Genomic DNA, 11,013 nt, shown 5'->3' with positions numbered 1-11,013 from the left:
CAGCCTTACTGGTAAAGTCTTGAACGCTTCAAGCTAAGACTTTTGCAAAAGGATGAACCTTAATAACAAACAGAGCGGATAGATACCAACCTTTTTTACTGACACCGGACCAGCGTCGATTGATTTATTACCATGGAATCCAGCGTCCCGACCTCTGCCCTTATTATCTTCCGGCGATCAATGATCCCTTCCCCGCACCGGCATCAGCACCTCGCCGTTTCCCTTCCGGCCCTTGGCGTCGGTTGCCTTCCAGCTGATCCTGACCGGTTGACCAATGGTCAGCAGTTCGGGATTTTTCGGATGGATCACCACTGCCATGCCGAAAACCGACTGAAAGTAGTCTCCCGCCACTTCGCGACCATCTTCGGTTGCCAGGCGAAAACTCTCAAGCTTCATCGGCCGATCGAAGTTGACCAGCAGCTCCGCGGGATGATCGCCCCCGCGGGAAAAATCGGCCAGCACCACCAGCGGACGAGGAGGCCCGGGCACGATGGCGCGCCCGGTCGGAACGTCAAAACCACCGGCCGGCATCCCCGGCCAGGGAGTACCGTTCAACGTCAGCACGACCTGTTTGACCCCGGGGAAACGCCCGGCGGTCTCGACCAGGACCGCGGCCATGATCTCCGGGTCGGCATCCGCGCCAGCCGGCAACGTCAGGTTGATTTCCCGCTTGCCGGCCACCCGGTTGGCCGTGACCGCGCGGCTGCCCGAAGGAAACGGGTTGAAGAGCCCGCTCTGCTTCGGCAGCCGCAGGTTCTCACCGGTCAGCTGGTCGAGCAGCAGCTGCAGTTGACCATCCTCGCGATAAAAGAACAGGGGGAACGGTGCCAGGCTGCCGGAACCGTCGTTACGGGGCAGAAACCCGACCCGCACCCAGGCGGTCCCGGCCCTCGGGGTCGGCGGGGAACCAAAATACTGCCGGTAGGCATCATCGGCGATCACTTTCCCGGGGGGATGTTGATCAGCGGTTTTTTCCTCTTTCCGGTCGCAGCCGGCGATCAGGGGGAGAAGCAGCAACAGCAGGATCAGAGATCTCATCGGGTATCCTTTCGAGTTTCTGTTTATCCTGAATCCGTGAGTCCCTTGTCGGCGGACAGCACAAGTCATTGATCTGCCTGAGCTTCCCAAAAATCACCAACGAACCTATGGGTGCGCTTCAGATTTTTGAAAATCTCATCCAGACCAAGCACTTGCACTCTCCATCCAACAGGAATTCACGAATTCAGGTTTATTTTATCACGCGACAAAGCAATCACCGCGCCGGGATATCGAATCTTTGTTCGCACTCCTCTTCCCGGCACAATGTCCGTTGCCCTCCGGAAAGCCCTGAACAAGGCTCCGCTTCACGTCAATTATCCTATCATTTCTTAGGGTGTTTCAAATTGTCTGTGAAAACGGTTATTTATAATTTTACACTTGTTTTTTTGGACAGTTACCGGCATTTTGAAAGAGTAGTATCGTTTTTGTTTCGATCATGGGGGGAATATGGAACCACTACGCGTCTTTATCATAGAACCCGCCGATAGTATGCGAGAATCCCTCGCCCTGTTCGTACGCAATCTCGGCTACGAGGCCATTGCCTGCTCCTCTCCGGCAGTCTTCCCGTGCATTGACAGCAGTCATTGCGAAACAGGCCGGCAGGTCTGCGGCGACGCGTTGATCGTCGGCCAGCATCTGCCCCAGCAGGCCGGCCTCGACTTCATTGCCCAACGCCTCGCCGGCCCCTGCCGCGGACTGGTAAAAAACATAACCCTCATCTGCCTCCCCTGGTCGATCGGCGATCAGCAACGGGCCGAAAAACTCGGCTGCCGCTGGCTCGAAACCCCGCTCGACCTCGGAGAATTGCGCTCCTGGCTGGCCACGATCGCCGAAAACCTCCCGGCCGACCGAAAACTGGTACCGCTTACGGAACTGCTCGTTGACCGGGAAGCCCGCCTGCCGGCTTAAGATATCTTCCGCGGTGCCCACTGTCGTGGTAAAATTCGTCATCGATTCCATCCCCAGGAGGCTGTCGGACTATACAGGCTGAAGCGAAAATTCGAGCGTTTGGGGCCAGATTTCTGCTCGATTGCAGCCTCATAGCAGTGGCTATGGGGCAAAATGGAGCTGGGATATGGGCCGAACGCGCGGATTTGCAGCCAGTTCATGGATAGTCCGACAGCCTCCTAGACAACCGGAGCCATTCATGAGCACTCCCGACGCCAATGAACTGCTGCCGCGGCTGCTGGCGAGCAATGCCCTGCGCGCCAATCTCAGCAAGCACATGACCCTGAACAAAATGGCTGATTCAAAGGCGGCGATGATCCTCACCGCGGCCTCCCTGGTCACCACCATCGCCCTGACCCGGATGCAGGATCTGCCACTGACGACAGTACTGATCCTGGCAGTGGCCGGCATCCTGGCGGTGATCTTTTCGATTCTCGCCATCATCCCCCCACTGCATGCCACCGGACAAACCAATTTCTTCTATTTCCGATCCTTCGTCGAACTCGAGGAAGAAGAGTTCATTGCCGGCTTCAAGCAACTGCTGACCGACAAGGAAAAACTCTACGACGCCTACCTGCATGAACTCTACTATCTCGGCAAACACCGCCTGACCCGCAAGTACCTGCTGGTACGCAACGGTCTCTGCAGCCTGCTCGCCGGCCTGGTGCTGGCGGTGATCTCGGTTTTCCTTCCTCTCGGCGGAGGCGGATGAACACCCAGAGCCATGCCATTCTCACCTGCGCCCTGCTGCGATTCTTCGGCGGCGAGCGCGTCGCCCGGCTGCCGCGCGTCAACCTGGTACTCTGCTGCGGCGCCCTGACACCCGACATCCCCATCTATATCTTCCTCGCCTGGGGAAGCCTGATCGCCGGAATCCCCCAGCAGCAGCTCTGGAACGAAGTCTACTTTCAGCCCGGCTGGAGCGCCCTGGTCGGAGCCTTTCATTCCTTTCCGCTATGGGGCGCCGCCCTGGCCCTTTTCTGGTGGCGGAAACGCCCGCGTGCCGCCCTTTTCTTCCTGGCGGGCCTGCTGGGCGCGGCCGAGGATTTCTTCCTTCACCACAATGACGCCCACATGCACTTCTGGCCCTTCAGCCACTGGCGTTTCATCTCCCCGGTCTCCTACTGGAACCCGGCCTACCACGGCATCCCCGCCGCCCTGGCCGAAATCATCGTCGTCACCATCGCCGGCTTCTGGCTTCGACCACGGCTGGCGAGCCGTTGGGGCAAGGGACTGCTGCTGATCGCGCTGCTGTCACTGATCGCCAATCACGGCCTCTGGGTGATGATTTTCCGCTTTTTCTGACAGCAGACAAGGTTGCGGTTATGCTTTAATATAAAACTCTCAACGCAGAGACGGAGAGAATGGACAAAAGTCTTTTCTGATCTGATATTGATCCAGGCCTCTTGCAGATTTTCTCAGCATCTCTCCTTCTCCGCGCCTCAGCGTTAAAAAAAACGGGGTCTCCATGAAAACACTCAAAAACAAAACCCTCTTCATCACCGGCGCCAGCCGCGGTATCGGGCTGGCGATTGCCAGGCGGGCCGCGGCCGACGGCGCGAATATCGTCATCGCCGCCAAGTCGAACGTTCCCAACCCGAAGCTGCCCGGCACCATTCACAGTGCCGCCGCCGAAATCGAGGCGGCCGGCGGACAGGCGCTGGCGGTCAAATGCGACATCCGCCAACCTGAGGATATCGCCGCAGCGGTCAGCGCCGCCGTCGAGCGTTTCGCCGGTATCGATATCCTGATCAACAACGCCAGCGCCATCTACCTCGCCGGCACGCTTGATACACCGGCCAAACGCTACGACCTGATGCACCAGGTCAACACCCGCGGCACCTTCCTCTGCTCGCAGGCCTGCCTGCCATATCTGCAGCGGGCCGACAACCCGCACATTCTCAACCTCTCCCCGCCGCTGAACATGAACCCGCGCTGGTTCGGTCCGCATGTCGCCTACACCATGGCCAAGTACGGCATGAGCATGTGCGTCCTGGGGATGGCGGAAGAATTCCGCGAAGCCGGCGTTGCCGTCAACGCCCTCTGGCCGCGCACGGTGATCGCCACCGCCGCCCTGGCCATGCTCGGCGGCGTGGTCAAGCCTGAGCAGTGCCGCACCCCGGAGATCCTCGCCGACGCCGCCCACGCCATCCTCTGCCGCGACAGCCGCGACTGCAGCGGCAACTTCTTCATCGACGAGCAGGTGCTGGCCGAAGAGGGGATCGACAACCTGGAACGTTACGCGGTCCAACCGGGGGCAGAGCTGATGACCGACCTGTTTCTGGAATGACATTCGTTGCCGCCGTCAAGAAATTCAAAAACCCGACTTAACGCAGAGGCGGGGAGCAGCAGAGGCGGAGAGAAATCCTTTGTCTGATCTTGTTTCCCTGCGTCTCCGCCTCTCTGCGTCTCTCCGTTAATAATCGGTTTTCCTGGAGCCTTTGGCGCGCTGGCGCCCCATCCGTCCTACTTATTCTTCCCAAAAACCACGATTAAGAGTAATATTCGTCCCCATGTGCGCCCTGCCACAACGTCGACAGACCTGGCACCTCTCTCCCGGGCAGGTGCTGCTGCTCTATTACGGCCTCGCCATCCTGCTCGGCGGGGCGCTGCTGCAGCTGCCGCTGGCCAGCAACGGCCAACCGCTCTCCTTCCTCGATGCCGTCTTCACCGCCACCAGCGCCCAGTGCGTCACCGGGCTGGTGGTGGTCGATACCGGCAGTCACCTGAGCTGGTTCGGACAGTGCGTCGTGCTGCTGCTGATCCAGACCGGCGGTCTCGGCATCACCACCTTCTCGGTCTACCTGCTCTCCTATCTCGGCGGCGGGATGAGCCTTCGCGGCCGGCAACAGATCGAACAGACCCTGCTGCCGCAGCCCTATGCCTCGGTGCAGGAGCTGATCAGCAAAATTTTCCTGCTGACGATTGCCATCGAAGGTATCGGCGCGGCCCTGCTGGCGATCCGCCTGGTGCCTCAACTCGGACTGGCACAGGGGCTCTGGAGCGCTCTGTTTCACTCGATTTCGGCCTTCTGCAATGCCGGGTTCAGCCTCTTTTCCGACAGCATGATCGGCTTTCAGTCCGACCCGCTGGTCAACCTCACCATCATGGGGCTGATCACCAGCGGCGGTCTCGGCTTCCTGGTGCTGCAGGAACTGCTGGGGATGACCCGGAAACGGGAGCATGTTCGCCGCCGACTGTCCCTCCACAGCCGCCTGGTGCTGGTGACCAGCCTGGTACTGACCCTTGGCGGCGCCCTGCTGCTGGCGCTGCTGGAATTCCCCGGGGAACTGCATAAGATGAGCGTCGGCAACGGTTTCTGGATGGTCCTGTTCCAGTCGGTGACCGCCCGCACCGCCGGCTTCAACAGTATCGATCTGAACCTGCTCGAAGTTCCGAGCCTGGTACTGATCATGTTCCTGATGTTCATCGGCGCCTCGCCCGGCTCCTGCGGCGGCGGCATCAAAACCACCAGTTTCGCCCTGCTGTTCGCCATCATCCACAGCCGCCTGAAAGGCGACAGGCACACCAATATCTTCCGTCGCACGGTGCCGGAAGAGCTGACCACCCGCGCCATGACCCTGGTGCTGCTTTCGGTGGTCGCCTGCGGGGCGGCCATCTTCCTGCTGCTGGCCGTCCAGGTCCATGGACTGCCGGCGGCCGAAAGCCGCAACGCGCTGCTCGACTACACTTTCGAGGCGGTTTCGGCCTTCGCCACCGTCGGCCTCTCGCTCGGCGTGACCGCGAAACTGGTGCCGCTGGGCAAACTGATCGTGATTGTCATGATGTTCATCGGCCGGGTCGGCATCCTCACCCTCGCCTTCGCCATCATCCGCCGCTCGGGCGGGCGGGAGATTCGCTATGCCGAAGAGCAGGTGATGATCGGCTAGTAGAAAAATCATAGGGCCGCCCGCTCGCATGGCTCGCTCAAGACGCCAAGGGCGCCAAGAAAACCTTTTTTAACGGAGAGCCGCAGAGAAAACCAAAAGCAGTTTTTGGTTTTAAACCCATAAGACTCTCTCTCCGGCTCTGCTCCTCCCCGCCTCTCCGTTGAAAGAGTTTTGTCCTTCTTAGCGGCCAATAACAGATTTTATCCGATTGCGTCCGCTCCATCCGCGGTCTAATAAATTTCAAGGAGTTGGATAATGAAAAAATTCTGCGTTATCGGCGCCGGCAACTTCGGCTTTAACATCGCCCGCACCCTCTATGAAGACGGCCACGAGGTGCTGGTGATCGACAACAACCGCAGCCACATCCAGCAGGTCAGCGACCATTGTTCGGTGGCGATGGTCGCCGATGCCGCCGACAAGGAGTTTCTCGCCGCCCAGGGGGTAGCGGAGATGGACGCAGTGGTGGTTGCCATCGGCGAACGTTCCCACGCGGCGACCCTGGCGACGCTGTTTCTCAAGGAACTGGGGGTAAAACGGCTGGTGGTCAAGTCGGTCAACGAGGATCACGGCCGCATCCTGCGCAAGGTCGGCGCCGACGAGGTTGTCTACCCGGAAAAGGACATGGCGATCAAGACCGCCCGCAACCTCGCCAGTCCCAACATCCTTGACATGCTGACCATGGCCGAGGGTTACAGCCTCAACGAGATCGCCCCGCCGGCCGGGTTCATCGGCAAGACCCTGATCGAACTCGACCTGCGGCGCAAATTCGGTGTCTACGTGCTCGGCATCAAGGATGTGCTGACCGACGAATTCCTGCTCATGCCGCCGCCGGACCGCCAGATCCGCGACAGCGACATGCTGCTGATCTTCGGCAAGGCGACGGATGTGGACAAGGCGTCGCGCTGCTGAACCGGCTTACCGGGTGCGTCGATAGCGGTGATGTCCCGCTCGTCCTCCAACTGGCCAGGGGGCTCTGTTCTGGTATAGTTCGGGGGATAGTTAACGTGGGAACGCATTCACAAGTCTGCCCCGGAGAAGAACTGATGGTACCTTGTTCGATCAGCAACAAGCGACGATGGCTGATGCCCCTTGTGGTTGCCTGCCTGATGGGAACGACGTCCGGCTGTTCATCCAGGCCCGCCGCAGCCGGCGGAAACAGCGCATCCCCGGCCGCCATAACAGCTGACGAAACCTGCCCGGTATGCGGCATGGCCCCGGCAAACTATCCCGCATGGCAGAGCCTGGTCCTGTTTGTCGATGGCGAACACCGCAGCTTCGAGTGCCCCCGCGACATGCTGCTGTTCATCAACAACATGTCCGAATACGATCCCGGACACGATCGCAAGGACATCCGTTCCATTTTTGTCAAGGACTTTGCCACAGGCGCCTGGATCGATGCCCGCAAAGCCCATTTCGTCGCCGGGAGTGTCGAAAAAGGACCGATGGGCGAAGACTTCATCCCCTTTGCCCTGCTGGAAACCAGCCGCCAGTTCATCCGGAGTAAAAGCGGCCAGGTCCTGGTGTTGCGCCAGATCAACAACGACGTGCTGGATACCTTTATCCCGGCCGGCCAACGCTGACAGCCTGAAACCGGGGAAGGGATATCACGGGTAGACCCGCGGCAGCACCTCAACCAGTTCCAGTTCGAAAACAGTGGTCTGCCCGGCCATGGGACCGGAATCCCGGAAACCGAGACGGCTCGGGACAAACAGCTTCCAGCGGGCCCCTTCCCTCATCAGCTTCAGCGCCTCCTGCCATCCCGGGATCATCTTGTCAACACGGACCTCAACCGGCTCATCGACACCCTCCTTGATACTGCTGCCGAATTGCCGGCCTTCGATATCATGAGAAATATACTTCACCAGCAACGTGTCGCCACCGGTCGGCGTTTTCCCCTCCGGCCGCCCCTGCTGCAGCACCTGGTACTGCAGACCGCTCGGCAGAACGATAACACCCGGTTTTTTCCCATTTTCCGCCAGGTATTCCTGACCGCGCAGCCGGTATCCCTTTTTCTGTTCCTCGTGTTTCCTGACAATATCGGCCCGAAAGGCGATCAGGATGTCGAGCATATCCTCCATGCTCATCAGTGCCTCGTCACCGGTGGCGCCATCGACGATTCCCTGCCAGAGAACCTCCGGTCGAACCTCGACATGCTGGCGTTTCAGGTCGCGCCCGACCTGGTGTCCCACGGCATAGTTGATCTCATCCATCTTGTCATTGATGACCGGCTTGTCGTCCGACAGCAGATCGGCCCGGTTCCCGGCCAAGGCCGGCAGGACCGACAACATCATCACCAGGCAGAACAGCAGCGTGCGTTTCATGGGAATCCCCCTTCCCTTAGAACCGGTGGTTTCAGCAGAGTGTCAAATCAGAAAGCCGATGATATCCACATCGGCCGCGACAAAAGGAAGCCGCCCCCGGGTCAGGGGCGGCTCACCGCGGTTGCGGGCAAAACCCGCTAAAGGGTTAAGGGACCGGGAACCCGACCGGTTTGGCACCGACGTAATAGGGCCGCATCATCTCGTTGTCCTCATGTTCGACGATATGGCAGTGCCAGACGTAGAGACCGGGAAGGTCGAAGGTCGCCTTGACCTGGGTGATCTCGCCGGGATAGGCCAGCACGGTATCCTTGTAGCCCCTCTCGGTCGGCAGCGGCTTCATCTTCCGGCCGATTTTACGGAACCGGGGATGGGCCTGGTTGAACAACTGGCGCCCCTTGACCTGGAACCGGACCAGGTGCATATGGATCGGATGCCCGTCGACGGTCAGGTTGTAGAAATCCCAGAGTTCGGTATCACCGACCTGCGGGTTCTCGGTAATCGGATCGGACCAGAGCATCGGGATACCGACATAAGGCTTTCCGGGCAGCAGCCGGTTCTTGCCGATACCACCGAGCAGGGCCGCCTTGGGGGCCTGCGGAACCGCATTGATCGCGGCGCAGTCAGCGGCGATATTCGGATTCGGGGTCGGGAAGGTTTGCACGGTGACCGGGGTGCCGTCGGGCAGAATCCGCACGCAGACCTGGGCCGATTCCTCTTCGTTGAGGGTCAGGCGACGTTTGCGCACCACCTTGGCCCGGTTCTTGGGTTCGGCCTTGAGCCGCAGAGCCAACGGTGAGGTGGTGAGGGCATCGGCCGCCACCAGGTTGGCGCTGTTGACGCGGAACTGCATCACCTGGCCGGTGGTGCCGGGATCGGCCGGGATATCCGGGAAGCCGCCGAAGGGGGCATCCGGAGCGGTGTTGATCATCCGAACCACGGTGCCGTCTGGCAGACCGCTGAAATCGACGATGACGTCGGCACGCTCGGCGGGAGCCATCAGCAGAGCCTGAGACGGGTCAGGCAACGGGGTCAGACGCCCGGGAAGCTTCCCCTTGCCCTTCAGTGCCGTGGCGAAACCGGTCTTCACCTGGACCACGCGCGGCAGGAAGCCCTGGTCGCCGCCGATCTGGTAGAAGGGAATTTCGGCGCCGAGGGTGCCGTCGGGGTTGGCCACAAACATCGCCAGATTGATGAAACGGGAATTGCAGCCGTTCAACAGGCGGAAACGGTACTTGGCCGGGGCGGTTGACATCTCCGGCCAGGTGGTGCCGTTAACCACCATGGTGTTGAAGAAGGCTTCCGGATTCCAGATCGGGGCGATGTCGCTGCCCTGTCCCTGGGGATCGCCGACGTAAGGACCGGCAAACCCGTCGAAAAACTGGCGGGATTCAGGATAAAAGAGTGATCCGTCGGCGTTGAAGGAGCGGTCCTGGATAACGATCGGGATCTCACGGATGGTTTTTCGATAGGCGGGATCGAAGTTCGGGTCGCCGGCACCGAGCACCGGGGCGGGACCGGGCAGGACCGCCGGGCCGCGCCGGGCCTTGGCGCTGTCATAGGCGCCGCCACGGATCAGCCAGAACCCGGCCGGCCCGGCATAGACGTTGAGTCGGGTCATGCCGAGGCTGTGGTCATGGTACCAGAGGGTGGTCGCCGGCTGGGTGTTCTCGTAACTGTAGAAGGCCGAACCGGGAATCGGGTTGAATTCGTTGGGCGTCATCACCGTACTGATATTGCCGGCAGTGGTGATGTCATTCTGGGTGTAGATGGTTCCGCGCGAGGCATAACCGACGGGAATGTTGTTGGCGGCCGGCAGCCACCAGGCCTCGGGATAGCCGTCCGACTCGGCATTGACATGGGCACCATGCACGTGAGTGACGATCGGCACCGGACCGGTGTAGGGAGCCGGATTGCTGGTACGACAGTCGGTCTGCGGGATCTTGGCGGCATTGGCGCAACCGGCGTTGGTCGGATTGGCCCAGTGCAGGGTCTGGTCAACTTTGAACAGGTGCGGCAGGTAATTGCCCTGCTCATCGACCAGGCCGTTGATCCAGCGCACGGTCGTCGGTGCGTTGGAATTGTTCTCAACGGTGAACGCCGGATAGTTGAAGGTGGCACCGGGGGTTCCAAGGGGAGCGGGGGCAACATAGCCCGGGGCCGGCTTGTCCTCATCCGGCCCGTAACTCCAGAGCGTGGTGGCTCCAAATTGATCGTTGCGGTCGTTGACCGTGTTCCAGATCCCGCCGGGCAGGATCTGCTGCCTGAACTGGCGCACGGAAATATTGTACCGGGCATTGACACTGGTCGGCTGTCCGGTCGTCGGATCGGTCGGCTGCACCGAAGAGGGCGGCATCACCGGTGGAATAACCAGCGGCTGAACATACTTGGGAATCGTGGTCGGGTCGAGAGTGCCGCCCGGAACCGGCGCGGTATGCCCGGTGGTGGCACCAAAAATCAGCAGACTCATGGTCATCATCGCCACCTGCCACCAACTGACACTACAGGTTTTTTCTTTCATGAGTATCCCCCTTCCGGGAATTGCGGTTGATCCAGCTCGTTTCGTCTTTTCTTCCGGCCTCTTCAATCGTGGGCATTCATAAGGGCACCTCCTCCATGCTGCTGCCGGGGAGAGGAACCGGTCGTTTTCTGGAGGTGTTGACGCAAGAGGCATGACCGGTCCTCTGGTAATCCCTGGCGGCCCGGCCATCTTCTCGGGGAAGATCCGTGACTTTCCGTCCCCCCCTCGCGGAAGGTTTGGCTTTGTCAGTGACGCATTGGCTTGGAAAAAATCATCAACCGGCGCCTGTGTTGAGTCT

Annotated in this window: 10 protein-coding genes and 1 riboswitch; of the genes, 7 read left to right on the top strand and 3 right to left on the bottom strand. The window is 60.3% G+C overall.

All coding sequences use genetic code 11. From position 1 onward, the window contains the following. Positions 1 to 177: 177 nt before the first annotated feature. A complete protein-coding gene (locus tag C2E25_RS01020; RefSeq protein WP_158247077.1) occupies positions 178 to 1,038 on the bottom strand; it encodes a GerMN domain-containing protein in 861 nt (286 codons plus the stop codon). A 489-nt stretch (positions 1,039 to 1,527) separates the two neighbouring features. Here C2E25_RS01020 and C2E25_RS01015 point away from each other — a divergent pair, with 489 nt between their 5' ends. The 7 genes from C2E25_RS01015 (at position 1,528) to C2E25_RS00985 (ending at position 7,456) form a co-directional block, all read left to right on the top strand. Then, entirely contained in the window at positions 1,528 to 1,947 is a 420-nt protein-coding gene (locus tag C2E25_RS01015) for a hypothetical protein (RefSeq protein WP_103113952.1), read from the top strand. A 238-nt stretch (positions 1,948 to 2,185) separates the two neighbouring features. Then, positions 2,186 to 2,698 (top strand): Pycsar system effector family protein, encoded by a 513-nt coding sequence (locus tag C2E25_RS01010; RefSeq protein WP_103113951.1) that lies wholly within the window; start codon positions 2,186 to 2,188, stop codon positions 2,696 to 2,698. Next, a complete protein-coding gene (locus tag C2E25_RS01005; RefSeq protein WP_103113950.1) occupies positions 2,695 to 3,291 on the top strand; it encodes a hypothetical protein in 597 nt (198 codons plus the stop codon). Before C2E25_RS01010 ends, C2E25_RS01005 begins: the two co-directional genes overlap by 4 nt. A 163-nt stretch (positions 3,292 to 3,454) precedes the next feature. Continuing rightward, entirely contained in the window at positions 3,455 to 4,276 is an 822-nt protein-coding gene (locus C2E25_RS01000) for an SDR family oxidoreductase (protein ID WP_103113949.1), read from the top strand. A 223-nt stretch (positions 4,277 to 4,499) separates the two neighbouring features. After that, entirely contained in the window at positions 4,500 to 5,876 is a 1,377-nt protein-coding gene (locus tag C2E25_RS00995; protein ID WP_103113948.1) for a TrkH family potassium uptake protein, read from the top strand. Positions 5,877 to 6,131: 255 nt separating this feature from the next. After that, entirely contained in the window at positions 6,132 to 6,785 is a 654-nt protein-coding gene (locus tag C2E25_RS00990; protein WP_103113947.1) for a potassium channel family protein, read from the top strand. 173 nt (positions 6,786 to 6,958) lie between these two features. Further along, the gene (locus tag C2E25_RS00985) at positions 6,959 to 7,456 is read left to right on the top strand and encodes a nitrous oxide reductase accessory protein NosL (protein ID WP_158247076.1); all 498 of its coding nucleotides are present in this window, start codon (positions 6,959 to 6,961) and stop codon (positions 7,454 to 7,456) included. Between the two features lie 24 nt (positions 7,457 to 7,480). On the opposite strand, the gene C2E25_RS00980 is transcribed toward C2E25_RS00985, so the two are convergent. Together C2E25_RS00980 and C2E25_RS00975 are read right to left on the bottom strand one after the other, a co-directional pair. Continuing rightward, positions 7,481 to 8,197, bottom strand: coding sequence for an FKBP-type peptidyl-prolyl cis-trans isomerase N-terminal domain-containing protein (locus C2E25_RS00980; protein ID WP_103113945.1), 717 nt, complete (start codon positions 8,195 to 8,197; stop codon positions 7,481 to 7,483). 145 nt (positions 8,198 to 8,342) lie between these two features. Beyond that, entirely contained in the window at positions 8,343 to 10,715 is a 2,373-nt protein-coding gene (locus tag C2E25_RS00975) for a multicopper oxidase domain-containing protein (protein WP_233189291.1), read from the bottom strand. Between the two features lie 172 nt (positions 10,716 to 10,887). Next, a riboswitch (cyclic di-GMP riboswitch) is annotated at positions 10,888 to 10,966 on the bottom strand. Positions 10,967 to 11,013 lie beyond the last annotated feature (47 nt).

Source organism: Geothermobacter hydrogeniphilus (assembly GCF_002898515.1).
Classification (GTDB): Bacteria; Desulfobacterota; Desulfuromonadia; order Desulfuromonadales; family Geothermobacteraceae; genus Geothermobacter_A.
Note: the sequence above shows the minus strand (reverse complement) of the source record. Positions and strands in the feature narration are given on the sequence as shown.

Coding starts and splice junctions, on each gene's coding strand:
- C2E25_RS01020 (WP_158247077.1), bottom strand. CDS start 1,038: ATGAGATCTCTGATCCTGCTGTTGCTGCTTCTCCCCCTGATCGCCGGC.
- C2E25_RS01015 (WP_103113952.1), top strand. CDS start 1,528: ATGCGAGAATCCCTCGCCCTGTTCGTACGCAATCTCGGCTACGAGGCC.
- C2E25_RS01010 (WP_103113951.1), top strand. CDS start 2,186: ATGAGCACTCCCGACGCCAATGAACTGCTGCCGCGGCTGCTGGCGAGC.
- C2E25_RS01005 (WP_103113950.1), top strand. CDS start 2,695: ATGAACACCCAGAGCCATGCCATTCTCACCTGCGCCCTGCTGCGATTC.
- C2E25_RS01000 (WP_103113949.1), top strand. CDS start 3,455: ATGAAAACACTCAAAAACAAAACCCTCTTCATCACCGGCGCCAGCCGC.
- C2E25_RS00995 (WP_103113948.1), top strand. CDS start 4,500: ATGTGCGCCCTGCCACAACGTCGACAGACCTGGCACCTCTCTCCCGGG.
- C2E25_RS00990 (WP_103113947.1), top strand. CDS start 6,132: ATGAAAAAATTCTGCGTTATCGGCGCCGGCAACTTCGGCTTTAACATC.
- C2E25_RS00985 (WP_158247076.1), top strand. CDS start 6,959: ATGCCCCTTGTGGTTGCCTGCCTGATGGGAACGACGTCCGGCTGTTCA.
- C2E25_RS00980 (WP_103113945.1), bottom strand. CDS start 8,197: ATGAAACGCACGCTGCTGTTCTGCCTGGTGATGATGTTGTCGGTCCTG.
- C2E25_RS00975 (WP_233189291.1), bottom strand. CDS start 10,715: ATGAAAGAAAAAACCTGTAGTGTCAGTTGGTGGCAGGTGGCGATGATG.